The sequence below is a fragment of the Streptomyces sp. EDA2-14 genome (assembly GCF_054963755.1).
The window spans coordinates 71,013-87,742 of record NZ_JBUEGE010000004.1 but is presented as its reverse complement, the minus strand read 5'-3'; the positions used below and the strand labels follow the sequence as shown (position 1 = coordinate 87,742).

Below are 16,730 nucleotides of genomic sequence, written 5' to 3'. Positions count from 1 at the left end.
GTACCTCTCAGTGCTGCTCGGCGGCGGACCGCTGGTGCTTCTTGCTGATCTTGCCGATGCCGGTCTGCGGGAAGGCGTCGACGAATTCGACGAGGTCGGGCACCTTGTACGCGGCCACGCCCCGCTCCCGTACGAACCGCTTCACGGCGACGGAGCGCAGGGCTCCGGCGTCCGCGCGCAGGATGACGTAGGCCAGCGAGCGCTCGCCGAGGTACTCGTCGGGGACGCCGACGACGGAGACGTCGTGGACGGCGGGGTGGGCGAGGAGGATGTTCTCTATCTCCTCCGGGGCGATCTTCTCGCCGCCGCGGTTGATCTGGTCCTTGGCGCGGCCCTCGACGACGATGTGCCCGGTGGGGGTGCGGCGCACGATGTCGCCGGTGCGGTAGAAGCCGTCGTCGGTGAACGAGCGGGCGTTGTGCTCGGGGGCCCGCCAGTAGCCGCGGATGGTGTACGGGCCGCGGGTGATCAGATGCCCGAAGTCGCCGTCGGGGACGTCCTGGTCGGCGTCGTCGACGACGCGTACCTCGTCGTCCGGGGAGATCGGCAGGCCCTGGGTGGCGACGATCGTCTCCGGGTCGTCGTCCAGGCGCGTGTAGTTGACGAGCCCCTCCGCCATGCCGAAGACCTGCATCAGCTTGCAGCCGAGGGCGGGTTCGAGGCGGCGTGCGGCCTGTTCGCTGTACTTGGCGCCGCCGACGAGGACGAGTTCCAGGCTCGACAGGTCGTGTGCGGTGCCGGTGGCGGAGTCGGTCCAGACGAGGGCGAGCGGCGGGACGAGCCCGGTCATGGTGATCCGCTCCCGCGCGACGAGCGGGAACGCGGTCTCCGGGTCGGGCGCGGGCGCCAGCACGACGGTGCCGCCCGCGTACAGCACGCCCAGCCAACCCGGTGAGCTCATCGGGTAGTTGTGGGCGGCGGGCAGGACGACGAGGAAGCGGGTGTCGGCGTCGACGCCGCAGATCTCGTTCGAGCCCCACAGCGAGTACAGGTAGTCGTCGTGGGTGCGCGGGATGAGCTTGGGGCGGCCGGTGGTGCCGCCGGACAGCTGGAGGAACGCCAGCTCGTGCGGCTCGGGCCCGGCCACCTCGACCGGTTCGCGGGGCACGTCGGTGAGCGGGGTGTGCTCGCCCGGGTCGTCACCGACGACGAAGACGTGCTTCAGGCCCGGGGTGTCGGCGCGGACCTTGCTCGCGAGCGCCCGGTGGTCGAAGCCCGCGTGCCGCTCGGGGATCACATAGGCGACGGCCTCGGTGAAGGAGCAGAAGTACGCGATCTCGCTCTCGCGGTGGGCGGGCAGCGCGTACACGGGCAGCGCGCCGATCCGGAAGAGGGCGAAGACGACCTCGACGAACTCGCCGATGTTCGGCAGCTGGACGACGACACGGTCGCCCCGGCCGATCCCGCGCCCGGCGAACCCTGCCGCCAACCGGTCGACAAGCTCGTCGAGTTGACGGTACGTCCAGGTGCGCCGGGCCGGCGCCGGGTCGATCAGCGCGACGCGGTCGGGGTGCTGCTCGGCGCGCTCGCGCAGCACGCCGCCGAAGGTCTCGCCGCGCCAGTACCCGGCGGCGCGGTACCGCTCGGCGTACGCGGCGGGCCAGGTGGGGCTGTCCACACCGGGGGTGAGGGGGCTGCTGGTCACAGGGTCGCTCCCACGGCGTTCAGGAACGTACGGAACTTGGCGCCGGTCTCGGCGGTCTCGGCCTCGGGCGAGGACTCGGCGACGACCCCCGCGCCCGCGAACAGCCGCAGCAGCGAGCCCTCGGCCTCGGCGCAGCGGATGGTGACGACCCACTCGCCGTCGCCGTCGGCGTTCTGCCAGCCGACCATGCCGGTGTAGGCGCCGCGGTCGAACGGCTCGGACTCGGCGATGACCTGCCGGGCCAGGCCGGTCGGGGTGCCGCACACGGCGGGTGTCGGGTGCAGGGCGGAGGCGAGATCGAGCGCGGTGGTGCGCTCGGGGTCGGCGAGTTCGCCGGTCACCGTGGTGGACAGGTGCCACATGGCGGCCGTGCGGACGAGGGTGGGCCGGGCGGGCACATCGATGGTCCGGCAGTACGGGGCGAGGGCGGCGCGGACCGCGTCCACGACGACGGCGTGCTCGTGCAGGTCCTTCGCCGATTCCAGGAGCGCGGCGGCGCGCCGCACGTCCTCGGCGAGGTCGGCGCTGCGCGGCGCGGAACCGGCGAGCGGGTTCGCGGTGAGCGTGGATCCGGAGCGGGACACGAGGAGTTCGGGGCTCGCGCCGACGAGCGTGCGGCCGGGGCCGCTGGGCACGGCGAAGGTGTAGCCGGCCGGGTCGCGGCGGGCCAGGCGGCGCAGCATCGCGGGCAGGTCGGGGGCCTGCGGGGAGGTCAGTTCGAGGGTGCGTGCGAGGACGACCTTGTCGAACTCGCCGGCCTTCATGCGGTCGACGGCCGCGGCGACTGCGGCGCCGTACACCTCGGGCTCCGGCACCTCGCGCACCGTCCAGTCGGCCGCGTTCCCGGCGGGCTGCACGGGCAGCGCGATGAGCGGGTCCTCACGCAGCGGCGGCGCCCAGCGCACGGACTCGGGAACGGCGAGGGCGGGCGGCGCGTCGGGCGCGAACGGCAGGGCGCCCATGACGACGGGGTTCGGGTCCCCGGCCCGCCGCCGCGAGTCGAGGAGCGCGCGTACGCGGGGGCTCAATGGGCCGCTTCTGTGCGGCAGTTCGGCAACCGTGCCGTGCCCGAGGAGGGTGCGGTGGGGGGTGGCGAGGAAGCGGTCGGTGGTGGGCGCGTACTCGTCAAGGAGCGCGGTGGCGGATCCGGGCGAGACGATCTCGGGCACAGTGGGACTGGCGACCGTGGTCATGGGCGATCTCCAAGGTGGGGTGGGGCAGTTCAAGCCCCTGCGGCGTTTGAGCAGCGGGGTCCGGGGCGGAGCCCCGCGACGTGGGGACGGCCTCCCGGTCACCCCCGGAGGGTGGCGCCGCCGTCGACGTACAGGTCCTGCATCGTGATGTGCCGGGCCCGGTCGGAGGCGAGGAACGCGACGGCCTCCGCGATGTCCTCGGGGTCGGCGATGCGGCCGAGCGGAATTCCGGTGCGGTGCGCGGCGAGGTCGCCCTCGACGACGGAGCGGGCGCCGGCCTCGGCGTCGCCACCGGGAGCCGCTTCCCACATGCCGCGCTGCATGTCGGTGAGGGTCGAGCCGGGGCACACGGTGTTGCAGCGCACCCCTTGCGCGGCGACCTCCAGGCCGAGGCATTTGGTGAACATCGCGGTGGCCGCCTTCGACGCGGCGTACGCGGCCATGCCCTGGCGGGGGATCCCGGCCGCGTTGGACGCGACGGTGACGATGCTGCCGGTGCCGCGCCGGGTCATGCGGCGGGCGGCGGCGCGGGAGACGTGCATGACGCCGCTGGTGTTGACGGCGAAGCAGGCGGCCCAGTCCTCGTCGGTGAGGTCCACGACGGGTGAACCGCGCAGGATCCCGGCGACGTTGACAGCGATGTCGACCGGGCCGAGGGTGTCCTCGGTCTCCGCGACGAGCGCCTCGACGGCGCGGGCGTCGGTGACGTCGAGGGACCGGGCGACGACCTGCCCGTCGGCGTAGGGCGCCGCGGTCTTCGCGACGGCTTCGGAGTCGAGGTCGGCGGCGAGGACGCGGGCTCCGCGCGCGGCGAGCGCGGCGACGACCGCCTCGCCGATCCCCCGGCCCGCCCCCGTGACGAGGGCGAGCCGGCCGGCCAGGTCCTGACCAGGGGTGGGGGTGGTCACTTGGCCAGCGCCCCCTTGATGTCGTCGAGGACGGTCCGCGCGGCGAGCGGTCCGCCCGCGCTGTTCCAGGCGGAGCCGTCGATGACGACGACGCGTCCGTCCTTCTCGGCCTTCAGCTTGCCGAAGTTGGTGACCTTGCGGGCCTCGGCGTAGGCCTTCTTGCCTTCGGCCTCGCTACCGAGGTTGCCGAAGAACATCCAGTCGCCGTCGATGGTGGAGAGCTTCTCCAGGGAGACCGGCTCGCTGTGTCCGGTGCTCGCGCCCTGCTGGTCCTCGGGCCGGTCCATGCCGAGCGCCTTGAGCGTCGAGCCGACGTGGCCCGCGCCCTTGCCGACGACGGACGGGGCACCGTCCTGCCAGCGGATGACGGAGACGGACCGGCCGGCGTTGTCGCCGAGCTTCTTCTTCGTGTCGGCGACCTGCGTGTCGAAGTCGGCGAGCCACTTCTTCGCGTCGACCTTCTTGTTGAGGGCGTCCGCGGTGTCGGTGAAGGACTTCTTCCAGTCCTCGTTGAGCTTCGCGGTGACGACGGTCGGCGCGATCTCCTGGAGCTTGTCGACGGTCTTCTTCGCGCCGGTCGTCTCGTCGAGGATGATCAGGTCGGGTTGCAGCGCGGCCAGCTTCTCCATGTCGGCCTCGGCGACGGACGCGACGACCTTCGACGTGGCCGCCTTGTCGGCGAGGTACGAGGACACGCCCTTCTGGCCGCGGCCCGCGGTGGCGCCGACCGGCTCGATGCCGAGGGCGAGCGCCGCGTCGAGGGTCGGCTCGCTGAGCGCGACGACCTTCTTGGGATCGCTCGGCACCTCGACCTTGCGGCCTTGGGCGTCGGTGAGCTGCCGCGTCTTCGACGCCGATCCGGCCTTCGCGGCGCTGTCGGCGTCGTCTCCGCCGTCGCTGCCGCAGGCGCTCAGGAGCAGGGCGCCCGTGACGGCGGCGGCCGGTATGAGGGCGGCGCGGCGGAATCTCAGGGAGGACATGTGCGGAGGGCTCCTTAGGGGAAACGGGATGAGAGAGATGGTGTGTGTGGGGGGAAGTGCGAGGGGCCGCGTCAGGCAGGGCCTTCGCCGAGCACCCGGATCAGGGCGTCGACGAGCGCGACGTGCCAACAGGCGTAGTCGTGGCCGCCGTTGAACTCGTTGCGGGTGACCTGGTAGCGGGCCGAGTGCAGCGTGTCGTAGAGCGCGCGGCAGTGGTCGACCATCGTGCCCTCGTGCAGACCGGCGTCGAGGTGGACGGTGATCGGCGCCGGTGCGGCCTCCGCGTACCGGGCGACGAGCCACGGCACGCCGAAGACGTGTTTGTGGACCACGCCGGGCGGGAGTCCCGGCCGCCACCACAGTGAGGGCGACTGGGCGACGACATGGCCGAATCGGTCCGGTCGCAGCCGCCCCGCGTGCAGGGCGGCGAGGCCGCCGAGGCTCTGTCCGGCGACGACGGTGCGCGCCGGGTCCGTGGCGAGGGGCCAGCGGCCCGCCGCCCACGGCAGCAGTTCGTCGGCGAGGAACTGCACGAAGGGGTCCCGCGCGCCGAGTTCACGGTTGCGGGTGTGGCGGTCGACGGCGTCCGGGGCGAGCACGACGAGCGGGGGCAGCAGTCGGTCGGCGATCAGCGCGTCGAGGGTCTGTTGCAGGCCTACGCGGCCGAACCACATGTCGCCGTCGCAGAGGACGAGGACGGGCAGCCGCTCCGTGTCGCCACGTTCGTCGCGGCCACTGCCGCCGCCGCGAGCGCCACGGAAGTTTGGCGGGATATATACCCATACATCGCGCTCACCGTCCAGCGCCGTGGCGCCGACCCTGTGGCGTTCGACGCGTCCGGCGGGGGCGGGGCCGCGCAACTCTCCCCACGCCGGGGCGGGCGCGTCCGGCAGGGCGAAGACCGAGTTGTCGCCCGCACCCCAACGGGTCGGCAGACGCCGGGGATTGAGCGGGTCGCCCGAGGCGTGCACCGCGAGGGAGCGCAGCCGCGCCTGAAGCACCTCGGGGTCGTCGGGCGGCTCCTTGGCCGAGACGTCGGCCGCGATCCGGTACGAAGCCCGGTGGTCGGCGCGCAGCCGCAGGCCGTAGTGCCAGATGTCGGTGCCGGGAACCCGCTCCATGAGCGAGCCGGCGAGGTGGGCACGGTCGCCCAGGTGACTGACCATGAGCAGCACCTGCCGGGTGGCGCGGTGTCCGCGCCACAGGAAGGTGACCGCTCGGTGGTCGGGTTCGCCGTCGATCTCCTCGACGAGCGGTGTGCCGTGCGCGGCGGCCTCCCGCCAGAACTCCTCGGCGATCCGGGCGCGTTGAGCGTCGTCGGCCGCGGCGATGCGCTCCTCGAGGCGCGCGACGCGGGCGCCGGTGACACGGACCGGCCGGTGGTCCGGCAGGGCGGCGACGGACTGGACGCTCATGGCTCCTCTTCCTCCGGAAACGAACTGCGGTTTCTGTCGACACAATTGTTAGCAGATCGAGTTAGGTTAGCCTAAGCTAATCACATGCCCGCAGGAACACGACTCCGCCCCGGCGGAACACGACAACTCCCGGCCACCGAGCCACGCAGCCGCCCACCCCGTGCCGCGGGCCTCGTTCTCGGCCTTGTGCTCCTCGTCGCGGCGGGCGCCCTCTCGCTCTGCGTCGGCACCGAGCACATCCCGCTCGGCCAGGTCTGGAGCGGGCTCTTCACGCCGTCCGGCTCGGGACACGACAACATCGTGAGCGAGCTGCGGCTGCCGCGAACGTTCATCGGGATCGCGGTCGGTGCGGCGCTCGGTCTCGCGGGCGGCGTGATGCAGGTGCTGACCCGCAACCCGCTCGCCGACCCCGGACTGCTCGGCGTGAACGCGGGCTCGTCGGCCGCCGTCGTCACCGCGATCAGCGTGTTCGGCATCACGTCGTTCAGCGGATACCTGTGGTTCGCGCTGATCGGGGCGGCCGTCGCAGCCGTCGCCGTGAACGCCCTGGGCGGCACCCGCTCGGCGACCCCGGTCCGGCTCGCGCTCGCCGGGACGGCCGTCAACGCGGCCCTGTTCGGCTACGTCAACGGGCTGCAGCAGTGGGACCTGAACGCCCTCGACTCGATGCGCCACTGGTCCGTCGGCACCCTGGAGAAGCGCGATCCGCACCTGCTGCTGACCGCGCTGCCGCTGCTGATCGCGGGGGCGCTCCTGGCGTTCGCCCTGGCCCGGCCGCTCGGCGCCCTCTCCCTCGGCGAGGACCACGCGCGCGCCCTCGGCACCTCGGTGCGGCGCACCCGCGTCCTGTCCGTCGCCGCCATCACGCTGCTGTGCGGCAGCGCCACCGCCGTGTGCGGGCCGATCGGCTTCGTCGGCCTGATGATCCCGCACGCGGTCCGCGCGTTCACCGGACCCGATCCGCGCTGGATGCTCCCCTACTGTGCCCTGTTCGCGCCCACGCTGCTGCTCGTGGCCGATGTGATCGGCCGGATCGTGGTGCCGCCCTCGGAGATCCAGGCGGACATCGTCACGTCGTTCCTCGGCGGGCTCCTCTTCATCCATCTCGTACGGCAGCGGAAGGTGGCGCAGCTGTGACGCTCGTGCAGGACGAACCACGTCTCCTCAAGGCCGGGTTGCGGAGCGGGCGGGTGCGGGCGGGCCGGTTCTCGGTGCGCTTCGACCCGCGCACGGTGCTCGTCTGCCTGGCGCTGATCGTGCTCACGGCGTGCCTGGTGGTGCTCTCCGTCGGAACGGGCACGTACGAGCTGTCGCCGGTCGAGGTGGTGCGGACGTTCGCCGGGAACGGGCCGCCGGGCGCCGAGTTCATCGTGCTCGACCTGCGCCTGCCGCGGGCCGTCGTGGCGGTCCTGGTCGGTTTCGGGACGGGCATGGCGGGCGCCGTCTTCCAGTCGCTCACCCGTAATCCGCTGGGCAGCCCGGACATCATCGGGTTCGGCAACGGCGCCTCGGCGGGCGCACTCGTCGCGATCATCGTGTTCAACGCGGGTGCGGCGCAGACCGCGTTCGGCGCGTTGGGCGGGGGTTTCGCCACCGCTGCCGCGGTCTATCTGCTGGCCTGGCGCCGGGGCGTGCACGGCTACCGGCTCGTGCTCGTCGGCATCGGCGTCTCGGCGGTGCTGGGCGCGGCGACCAGCTTTCTCTACATCCGCGCCGACATCGGCAAGGCCGCGCAGTCGGCGAGCTGGATGATCGGCTCGCTCAACGACCGCGGCTGGACGGAGGCCCGGACGGCCGCGCTCGGCCTGGTCCTCTGCGTCCCCGTGGTCCTGGTGTTCGGACGCCGCCTTACGATGCTGGAGATGGGCGACGACACGGCGGGCGCCCTCGGTGTGCCGCCGGAGCGCAGCCGGCTGATCCTGCTGTGCGCGGGCACGGGTCTGACCGCGCTCGCGGTCGCCGCCGCGGGCCCGATCCCGTTCCTCGCCATGGCCTCCCCCCAGTTGGCCCGCCGCGTCACCCGCGCGGCCGGGCCGAACGTGCTGCCCGCCGCGTGGACGGGCGCCCTGCTCGTCACGGCGGCCGACCTGCTGACGCAGCGGGTGACCGGTTCGGCGCTGATGCCGGTCGGCGTGGTGACGGGCGTGGCCGGTGGCCTCTTCCTCGCCTGGCTGCTGCTGCGGGAGCGCCGGGCCCAGCACGTCTGACCTGGTCCGACCCGACCGAAAGACGCCGGTCCCGCCACGTCGTACGTGGCGGGACCGGCGTCTTCACGGGTTCAGGCGGGCGCACCTGCCGTGTCCCGCACCGGCTCCTGCGGGCGTCCGCTGTGCCACAGACGGGCGTACGCGCCGTCCGCCGCGAGGAGTTCGTCGTGCGGGCCGTACTCGACCGGCCGGCCGCCGTCCATCACCAGGACGCGGTCGCAGCGCGCGGCCGTCGTCAGGCGGTGGGCGACGAGCAGGGCCGTCTTGTCGCGTGCGGCCTTGAACATGCCGTCCAGCACGGTGCTCTCCGTACCGGCGTCGAGCATGGCCGTGGCCTCGTCGAGCAGCAGCACGTCCGGGTCGACGAGCACCACCCGCGCCAGGGCGATCAGTTGGCGTTCGCTGGCGGACAGGTTGCCGCCCGACTGGCGTACGGCGTGCCGGAATCCGCCGGGGAGGCGGGCGATGGTCGCGGTGGCGCCCACCGCTTCGGCCGCGGCGGCGACCTCGGCGTCGCTCGCGTCGGGGCGGCCGTAGCGGATGTTCTCCGCGATGTCGCCCTCGAACAGGTGGGCCTCCTGCGGGACGATGCCGACCCGCTGCCGGTAGCCCGCGAGTTCGTACCGGCCGATGTCGACCCCGTCGAGCCGCACGGTGCCGGACGCCGGGTCGTAGAACCGGGCGAGCAGCTTCACCAGGGTGGACTTGCCCGCCCCGGTGGCGCCGACGACGGCGACGCTCCTGCCCGCCTCCAGCGTGAGGTCGTCGAAGGTGACGGTGTCCTCGGCGGCCCCCTCGTAGCGGAAGGTCACGTCGCGCAGGGCGATGTGCCCGCTGAACCGTCCGGTCACGGCGACGGGGTCGGCGACCGGGCGCTGGGTCGGCTCGGTGGCCAGGAGCTGGGTGACCTTGCGGACGCTGGTGCGGGTCTGCAGGTACGAGTCGTAGATGTTCGACAGCTGCTGGATCGGCCCGTAGAACTGCCCGAGCAGCAGCAGGAACGCCGCGAGCACACCGGTCGTCACCGTGCCGCTCGCCACGAGGTGTCCCCCGGCGAGGACGACGAGCGCCATCGACAGCTCCGAGCAGAACGCCAGGAACGGGAAGTACAGCGAGATGTACCGCTGCCCCTTCACCTGGATGAGCCGGTTCAGGTTCGACAGGGAGCTGAAGTGCTTGGCCGTGCTGTTCTGCTTGCCGTGGGACTGGGCGACGCGCAGGCCCGCGACGTTCTCCCGCAGCGAGCTGTTGACCTTGCCGAGCTGGTCGCGCGCCTCCTTGTACGCGCTGGAACTGAGCCTCCGGAAGACCGGCGTGATCAGCGCGATCACCGGGAACGGCGCGAGCGCGGCGAGGGCGAGCCGCCAGTCGAGGACGAACATGGCGACGGCGATGCCGCCCATCGTCAGGACGCTCACCAGGCCCTGCACCATGCCCTGTTGGAGGAACTTCGACAGCGAGTCGATGTCGACGGTCATCCGGGTGAGCAGGCTGCCCGCGCTCTCCTTCTCGTAGTGGTCGAGCCCGAGCCGGTTGAGGTGCCGGTAGCTGCGCAGCCGCAGTCCGTACTGGACGGACTCGGAGACCCGCGCGCTGATCAGGGTCTGGTACGTGTAGACGAACCAGTTGGCCGCGCACAGCGCGAGGGAGATCCCGGCGATCCACCAGACCGTGCTCATCGTGCCGGGCGAGATGCCGTCGTCGATGCCGCGCTGGAGCAGGATCGGCACGAGCACGCGGGCCAGCGCGTCGAAGGCGATCAGGGCGAGGGCGACCAGAAGCAGCCCGCGCACCGGGCGCAGGATCGCGCCGAGGGTGGGCGGCGTCCGCCGTGCGACGTCCGCGAGCACCTTCGCCGGGATCTCGGCGAACCGGTCGCGGGACGCCGGGGCCTCCGGCTCGCTCTCCTGCTCCGGCTCGGGCCACAGCTCGCCGGGCGTACGGGCGGTGCGGGCGTCGATCTCGTCGGTGTCGCCCGCGATCAACTCCTGGAAGACGACGTTGCGTTCGGCCAGTTCGGCGTACGTTCCGCTGTCGGCGACGCGGCCGTCGTCGAGGACCACGATCCGGTCGGCGAGCTCCAGGGTGGAGCGGCGGCGGGCGATGAGGACGGTGATCCGCTCCCCGCCGACGTAGCTCTCCAGGGCGCGGTGGATGGCGGCCTCGGTCGTGGCGTCGACCGCGGAGGTCGCGTCGTCGACGATCAGCACCTGCGGCCGGTTGAGCAACGCGCGGGCGAGCGCGAGGCGTTGGCGCTGACCGCCGGAGAGATTCTGGCCGCGCTCGGTCAGCGCGGTGTCGTAGCCGGACGGCAGGGCGGTGATGAACGCGTGCGCGCCCGCCGCCTCGGCCGCGGCGACGATCTCCTCGTCGGTGGCGTCCTCGTGCCCGTAGGCGATGTTCTCGCGGACGGTACGGGCGAAGAGGAACGGTTCCTCGAAGACGACGCCGACGTGGGCGCGCAGGGACTCCAGGCGCAGCTCACGGATGTCGGTGTGCCCGTCCCCGGTACCGAGGGCGACGGTGCCCGAGGTGGCGTCGTAGAACCTCGGGATGAGCAGCGACAGCGTCGACTTGCCGGATCCGGAGGGGCCGACGACGGCGACGGTCTCCCCCGCGCCGACCCGGAAGGAGACGTCGTGCAGGACCGGGTCGTCGTGCGTGTAGCCGAAGCCGACGTTCTCGAACACCAGCTCCGTCGGCTTGCCGACCAGTTCTTCGGTGCCGTCGTGCACCTCGGGACGGGAGTCGACGAGTTCGAAGATGCGCTCGGCGGACGCGCGGGTGCGCTGGGCGATCACGAGGTACGACGCGAACACCCGGGTGGGACCGGTGAGCATCGTCAGATACGCGGCGAAGGCGATGAACGTGCCGATGTCGATCGAGCCGTCCATGACCAGGCTGCCGCCGTACACCAGGACCGCGATCTGGCCGAGGACGGGGAGGGCGAGCATGGTGGCGCCGGGAGCGGCGTGCACCCGCATCATCCGCATGCGCCGGCCGAACAGGCCGCGGGTGGCCCGGTCGAGCCAGCGGATCTCCCGCTCCTCCTGGCCGAAGCCCTTGACGACGCGGACGCAGTCGATGACCTCCTTGATGTGCTCGGTCACCTCGGCCGCGTCGTTCGCCGCGCGCGCGGAGGCCTCGAAGACCCGCCGCCTGGTCCACAGTGCGACGCCGCCGAGCGCGATGACCACGAGCACGGTGACCAGGGTCAGCCGGGGCGAGAGCCAGAGCATCGCGGCGATGCCGAAGAGGTAGTACGTGACGACGGTCAGCGGCACCGGCAGCATGGTCAGCATCTGCTGGATCTGCTGAAGGTCGCTGTTGGTGCGCGAGATGACCTGGCCGGTGCGCAGCTTGTCCTGGCCGGGGCCGTCGAGCCGCTGGATGCTGTTGAACACGTCCTCGCGCAGGCCGTGCTGCACGTCGAGGGCGAGTTTCCCGCCGGTGAAGCGGCGTACGTAGTTGCCGACGAAGTCGATCGCGGCGATGAGGACGAGCCCGCCGGCCACCCAGCCGATGCCGCTGCTGTCACCGGCGACGGCCTGATTGACGCCGTCCTTGGTGAGCAGCGGGCCGACGGTCACCAGGACGATGCTCAGGATGGAGGAAAAAACGATCGCGGCCATGAGCCGCCTTCGGCGCAGGCAGATGCCCATCAGGCGCCGGAGCCAGCCGGGCCCTGTCGTGGGGAACGGTGAAGTCGGCATGTCTCCTCAGAAGGTGTTCTGCGCGGGTACGGTCGCGGCGGTGGGGCGGGCGCCCGACGCGACGAGGTCGGCGAGCCGCCGGGCGATCACGGTCGGCGGGTCCTGCGCGCGCATCTCGTCGCGCACGGCGTCGGCATGGATCCGCAAGCCGGGGTCGGTCAGCAGCCGGTCGATGTCCGCCTTGACGAGGCCGTGCTCGCCGGGCACGAATCCGCAGCCGCGCTCCTCGACGGTGCGCGCGTTGACGGGCCGGTCCGCGCCCTGGCCGAAGACGATCTGCGGGACGCCCGCCGACAGCGCGGTGAGCGTGTTGCCCGCTCCGCCGTGGTGGATGAATCCGGCGGCGCGGCCGAGCAGCGGTCCCATCGGGATCCAGGACACGAGGCGGACGTTGTCGGGCAGTTCGCCGATCTCCTGCTGTCCGTGCACGCCCAGCGAGAGGACGAACTCGGCCTCCGACTCGTGGGCGGACTCGACGACCCATTTGATCAGGTCGATGCCGTCGACCATCGGCTTGAGGGTGCCGAGGCTGACGACGATGCGCGGCCGTCCGGTGTCGGCGCTCCACCAGTCCTCCAGGACGGTGCCGCCGTTGAAGGGGACGTACCGCATGGACCACAGGTCGGGTTCGTCGAGGACCTTCATGCTGGGCGGGGCGACGTCCAGCCACAGCAGGTCCTGCTGAGGCGCGGCGACGCCGTGCCGGGCGTAGGCCTCGTCCATCGACTTGGTGACGCCCTCGATGTGCCAGCGCTGGTGGCCGAAGCCGACGGTCTGCATGACGACGGGCACGTCGTACTTGGCCGCCACCAGGGGCCCCGCGACGCCGAGCGGCGGGTAGACCACGAGGTCGGGACGCCACGCACCGGCGAAGTCGACGAGCGCGTCGGTCATCTCGTCGCTGAAGAAGGAGAACCTGCCCATTTTGGTGCCGAGCTTGAGGCTCTTGCGGCGGCCCTCCCCCGCCCGGTACTCGGCCTCGGAGTCCAGGTCGGGTGCGGCATCGAAGCCGACGAGTCCGGCATCCGCGACTCTTTTCACGAAGTCCCCGGCGCTGGCCACGACGACGTCGTGCCCCTCGGCCCGGAACGCCTGCGCCAGTGAGAGAACGGGATACAGCAGCCCATAGAGAGGAGGACCGACGAACAGCACGCGCATGAACAACTCCTGTGGGGGTTAGGTTAGGCTTACCTAAGTTCGTATCACAAGTTTCTCGGAAGGGGCGACCGAGCGATGGCGCACACGGCAGCGGCTGCGGAACCCGAAAGTCCGCGACTGGAACGGCTGTTGAGCGAGGTGAGAGCGGACGGACGCGAAGCCGTCGATCGGTTTTGGCGCGAAGTCGCCCATACGGGGGCACCGTTGATCGAACCCGTCCAACACTCCCCGGACGAGCGGCTGGTGACGGTGGTGTGGCGGGAGGAGCGGCCCGTCGAGGGCGTCTACCTGCTGGCCAACCGGCTCACCGACAAGCACCGCGTACGGCAGGGGATGATGCGCCGGCTCGACGGCACCGACGTCTGGTACGTCAGCCTGCGGCTGCCGTTGGGGCTGCGCTGCGGCTACCGCGTCCATCCGTTCGGCCCGGACGATCCGCACATGACGGCGGAAGGGCCGCGCAGCGGCGCCTCCCGCGGGCTGCCGGACGACCGCATGGATCCGCTGAACCGGCAGGCGGGCGGGCCGTTCGGCTCGTTGATCGAGCTCGACGGGGCGCCGTCACTCGGCGAGTGGCCCGCGGCTCCCGGCGCCCGCTCCACGGCGGGCCGCAGCGAGACCTTCGACTTCGACGCCGCCGACGGATCCACGTACCGGGTACGGCAGTTCGTGCCGGACACCGGTGACACCGGTCCCCCGCCGGGGCTGCTCGTCGTGTTCGACGGCGAGCAGTGGTTCGACCGGTACGGCATCACGGCAGCCGTCGCCGCGGCGGCGGAGGCCGGCCGGATCCCGCCCATGGCCGTCGTCGGGATCGAGGCGGGGGCCGATCCGGCGGCGCGGATGCGGCAGCTCGGCGCCCGCCCTCAGTTCATCGACATGCTCGCCGACGAGCTGCTGCCCACCGTGACGAAGAACCTGCCCGGCATTCCCGAACCCCGCAGGACGGTGCTGTGCGGGCAGAGCCTCGGCGGACTGACCGCGCTCGCGACGGCGCTGCGGCGGCCGGACGCCTTCGGCACGGTGCTCGCCCACTCGGCCTCCACCTGGTGGCGCCCCGGCATGACGGGACGTCCGGGCCGGCCCGCGGAAGGAGTGCACACCTGGTTGTACGAGCAGGCCGCCGCGGCGCCGGTGGGAGACGTCCGCGTCCGCATGGACGTCGGCTCGAACGAGGGCGCGACGGTCGCCGACCTGCACCGGCTGCACGACCTCATGACAGGCCGCGGCTTCGACGTCTCCCTGCACGTCTACAGCGGCGGCCACGACCATGCGTGCTGGGCGGCGGCGCTCATGGACGGGCTCGCCGGGGAGTGCGCGCCCCCGGCCTGACAGCCGGACGCGCCCCACGGCACGGGCCGTGGGGCGCGAGTACCGGTTGATTCAGGACGTCACGTCGGTGACCCGCCACCGCTGGTTGGAGCCGGAGTTGGGCTGCCAGGTACCGACGGAGGCGCCTTCGTTCGTGGCCTGCCCGCCGACCTCGATCAGGCGGCCCGTACCTGCGTTGACGAGCGTGTACGTGCCGTCGCCCGTCGTCGACAGGATCCACTGGGCGGCCGCGTCCCGCTCGCCCGTGTCGGGTTCGACGACCGCCGCACCCTCGCGGACGGCGAGCCGTTTGCCGTCGGCCGCACTGGTGAACACGTGCCGCCTGCGGTTCCCGGGACCGTCGCCGCCGATCCGCGCGAGCCGCCACCGCTGACCGGCCGCGCCCGCCTTGGACCGGATGACGAGCGTGCTCCCGCCGTCGGCGACGGTGAGGTCCTTGCCGCTCTGCACACCGGTCAGCTCGTACGTCCGTCCCTGGCGCAGCTCCGCGGCGTCCTTCGCGACCCCGGACACGCCTTCGATCACGAACGTGGTCACCGACTGGGCGGGCACCGTGAAGGTGGCCGTCCGGCCGGTCACCGCGACCGGCGCCCCCTCCGCCAGCTTGCCGTCCGTGCTGGTCACGACCGGGGTGACGGTCGCGCCCCGGCGTACGGTCGCGAACCGGGACAGGTCGAGCGTCACCGTGCGGGTGCTCGTGGTGCTGTTGACGTGCACGACGGTGGCGCCGTTGCCGCCACGGGTGACGGCCGCCGCGCTGTTCGTGTCGTCGACCTTGACGAGGTGGTCGCCCGGGCGGATGTAGTGGGTGAAGTTCCGGGCCGTGTCGAACTTCGTGTTCGTGTGAACCGGGCAGGTCTCCAGGGTGTCGTCGGGGCCGGCGCTGAAGGAGACCTGGACCTCGCCCCAGTTGCCGCCCTTGGCGGACTCGCCGCCCGGCTTCATGTTGTCGAGGTCCTCGACGGGCTGCCAGAAAATCCAGGCGCTGGGCTCCAGTTCCCGCAGGTCGTCGACGATGTGCTGGGCGAGCCCGAGGCCGGGCCGCATGTCGGTGAAGGACTGGCCGTCGCCCCAGTCGCCCTCCACCTCGCTCATCCACAGCGGTTTGCCCTCGGCCTTGGCGAGATCGCGGACGGAGGTGCGGCCGCCGGTGCCGTACGTGTGCACGTTCATCTGGGCGACGTGCCGCTTCACGTCGGCCGGGTAGCCGGTCCAGTTCGTGACGAAGGTCGTCGGGTTGGTCTCGTCCATCGCCGAGACGACCGCGGTGGTCCGCGCCTTGCGCAGGGCGGCGTCGAGCGCGGGCACGAGCTTCTGCTGGAGGCCCGGGCCGATGTGGCAGCCCTCCTGACGGCCGCCGGTCGGAATCCCGTCGGCGCCCAACTGGGTGCCCCAGTAACTCGTGTTGGGCTCGTTGCACGGATCGACGGTCTTCACCTTGATGCCGTGCGCCTTCTCCAGGCGCCGCGTCGCACCGGCCAGGTAGGCGGCGAAATCGTCGACGGACGCCTCCTTCAGCTGGTCCTTCGACGCGTCGAGGCCGCCGGAGACATATCCGCTGACCGTCATGAAGTACGGCGGGGAGTTGGAGAACGTCTCCCAGTGGGTGATGTCCTTCTTGATCCGGTCCACCCACCAGCGCTGCGTGGCGTCGGCGTCCTCGTTCCAGTGGTCCGCGTCGCCGGGGTTCCACCAGTCCGTATCGGTGCGGGTGGTGCCCTCGGGCGCCTGCCACCAGCCCTCGACGGCCCCGCCGGCCCTCAGGTAGTCGGGCACGTCGGGTGCGTTGCCGCCGCCGATGTTGTAGCGGGCGATGTTCAGGGCGAGGCCGTCCCGTCCGAAGACGAGGTCGGCGATCCGCTCCCGGATCTCGTCCGGGTAGTGCCCGGTGGCGTTCGCGAACCAGACGAGGCTGGTGCCCCACCCCTCGAACCGGTCGTGCCGGTACGAGGGGTCGGGGGTGACCGTGACCGTCGCCGCGGTGGCCGCGGCGACGAGCGGTGCGGCTGAGATCTGGGTTCCTGCGGCAGCGGCCGTGGCCGCGGCGATACCGATGAACCGTCTGCGGGTCAAACGCGCCAACGTGTACTCCCGGTGTGAGTGGGGTGTCGGTGGTGCCGAACGGTGGTTCATGGGGGGTGTTCAGGACATGCGGCTCAGAGGGTGGGGCTCCGTCGGC

The 16,730-nt window shown here is 72.1% G+C and carries 11 protein-coding genes; 3 read left to right on the top strand and 8 right to left on the bottom strand.

The window, feature by feature from the left end; all coding sequences use genetic code 11:
• Positions 1-7: 7 nt before the first annotated feature.
• The 5 genes from ACY34M_RS13300 to fes form a co-directional block, all read right to left on the bottom strand.
• The gene (locus ACY34M_RS13300; RefSeq protein WP_462717809.1) at positions 8-1,645 is read right to left on the bottom strand and encodes a (2,3-dihydroxybenzoyl)adenylate synthase; all 1,638 of its coding nucleotides are present in this window, start codon (positions 1,643-1,645) and stop codon (positions 8-10) included.
• On the bottom strand, positions 1,642-2,838 hold the full coding sequence (locus ACY34M_RS13295; protein WP_462717808.1) for an isochorismate synthase: 1,197 nt from the start codon (positions 2,836-2,838) through the stop codon (positions 1,642-1,644). Before ACY34M_RS13295 ends, ACY34M_RS13300 begins: the two co-directional genes overlap by 4 nt.
• A 98-nt stretch (positions 2,839-2,936) precedes the next feature.
• Positions 2,937-3,746: a 2,3-dihydro-2,3-dihydroxybenzoate dehydrogenase gene (locus tag ACY34M_RS13290; RefSeq protein ID WP_462717807.1), complete on the bottom strand. Its 810-nt coding sequence runs from the start codon at positions 3,744-3,746 to the stop codon at positions 2,937-2,939.
• Entirely contained in the window at positions 3,743-4,726 is a 984-nt protein-coding gene (locus ACY34M_RS13285) for an ABC transporter substrate-binding protein (RefSeq protein WP_462717806.1), read from the bottom strand. Before ACY34M_RS13285 ends, ACY34M_RS13290 begins: the two co-directional genes overlap by 4 nt.
• Positions 4,727-4,797: 71 nt before the next feature.
• Complete coding sequence (gene fes, locus ACY34M_RS13280) at positions 4,798-6,141, bottom strand: enterochelin esterase (protein ID WP_462717805.1); 1,344 nt, start codon at positions 6,139-6,141, stop codon at positions 4,798-4,800.
• A gap of 84 nt (positions 6,142-6,225) precedes the next feature.
• Here fes and ACY34M_RS13275 point away from each other — a divergent pair, with 84 nt between their 5' ends.
• Entirely contained in the window at positions 6,226-7,278 is a 1,053-nt protein-coding gene (locus ACY34M_RS13275) for a FecCD family ABC transporter permease (protein ID WP_462717804.1), read from the top strand.
• 5 nt (positions 7,279-7,283) lie between these two features.
• Entirely contained in the window at positions 7,284-8,348 is a 1,065-nt protein-coding gene (locus ACY34M_RS13270) for a FecCD family ABC transporter permease (protein ID WP_462718231.1), read from the top strand.
• Positions 8,349-8,419: 71 nt separating this feature from the next.
• Here the strand turns inward: ACY34M_RS13270 and ACY34M_RS13265 are convergent, their stop codons facing one another.
• Positions 8,420-12,061, bottom strand: a complete 3,642-nt coding sequence (locus tag ACY34M_RS13265) for an ABC transporter ATP-binding protein (RefSeq protein ID WP_462717803.1) — start codon at positions 12,059-12,061, stop codon at positions 8,420-8,422.
• Positions 12,062-12,067: 6 nt separating this feature from the next.
• Positions 12,068-13,219 (bottom strand): glycosyltransferase, encoded by a 1,152-nt coding sequence (locus tag ACY34M_RS13260; RefSeq protein ID WP_462717802.1) that lies wholly within the window; start codon positions 13,217-13,219, stop codon positions 12,068-12,070.
• Between the two features lie 204 nt (positions 13,220-13,423).
• On the opposite strand from ACY34M_RS13260, the gene ACY34M_RS13255 reads away from it, so the two are divergent.
• Positions 13,424-14,551: an alpha/beta hydrolase-fold protein gene (locus tag ACY34M_RS13255; RefSeq protein WP_462717801.1), complete on the top strand. Its 1,128-nt coding sequence runs from the start codon at positions 13,424-13,426 to the stop codon at positions 14,549-14,551.
• Positions 14,552-14,602: 51 nt separating this feature from the next.
• On the opposite strand, the gene ACY34M_RS13250 is transcribed toward ACY34M_RS13255, so the two are convergent.
• Entirely contained in the window at positions 14,603-16,633 is a 2,031-nt protein-coding gene (locus ACY34M_RS13250) for an RICIN domain-containing protein (protein WP_462717800.1), read from the bottom strand.
• Positions 16,634-16,730: the final 97 nt, after the last annotated feature.

What these genes read in the sequence shown, in the direction of transcription:
- ACY34M_RS13295 (WP_462717808.1), bottom strand. Translation starts at nt 2,838, where the DNA reads ATGACCACGGTCGCCAGTCCCACTGTGCCCGAGATCGTCTCGCCCGGA.
- fes (WP_462717805.1), bottom strand. Translation starts at nt 6,141, where the DNA reads ATGAGCGTCCAGTCCGTCGCCGCCCTGCCGGACCACCGGCCGGTCCGT.
- ACY34M_RS13275 (WP_462717804.1), top strand. Translation starts at nt 6,226, where the DNA reads ATGCCCGCAGGAACACGACTCCGCCCCGGCGGAACACGACAACTCCCG.
- ACY34M_RS13285 (WP_462717806.1), bottom strand. Translation starts at nt 4,726, where the DNA reads ATGTCCTCCCTGAGATTCCGCCGCGCCGCCCTCATACCGGCCGCCGCC.
- ACY34M_RS13265 (WP_462717803.1), bottom strand. Translation starts at nt 12,061, where the DNA reads ATGCCGACTTCACCGTTCCCCACGACAGGGCCCGGCTGGCTCCGGCGC.
- ACY34M_RS13260 (WP_462717802.1), bottom strand. Translation starts at nt 13,219, where the DNA reads ATGCGCGTGCTGTTCGTCGGTCCTCCTCTCTATGGGCTGCTGTATCCC.